Annotated in this window: 1 protein-coding gene; it reads right to left on the bottom strand. The window is 52.4% G+C overall.

Annotated elements, in window-relative coordinates:
• Positions 1-233, bottom strand: a 233-nt coding sequence (locus SB765_RS34005) for an FtsW/RodA/SpoVE family cell cycle protein (protein ID WP_410933081.1), incomplete at both ends; no start/stop codon positions are given.

Here is a 233-nt window from a genome sequence, read left to right as displayed (position 1 = left end):
CAGCCACCAGCAGCGTGGGCATAAATATCAGCACCAGCGCGATGCCAGTGTTCTTCAACGATGGCGGGCAAACGTCGCGGTTGATAAAGCGCGCAACCATCAGTGGTACGGCTATTTTGGCAATTTCCGACGGCTGAAAACGAACAATACCGAGGTCCAGCCAGCGTTGAGCGCCTTTAGAGATGGCACCGAAAGCATCTACCGCCACCAGCAAAATAATACAGATGATATAG

Origin of the sequence: Pseudomonas sp. SIMBA_067, from assembly GCF_046534675.1 — a bacterium.
Taxonomy (GTDB): domain Bacteria; phylum Pseudomonadota; class Gammaproteobacteria; order Pseudomonadales; family Pseudomonadaceae; genus Aquipseudomonas; species Aquipseudomonas putida.
This window is presented reverse-complemented; position numbering and strand designations above follow the sequence as displayed.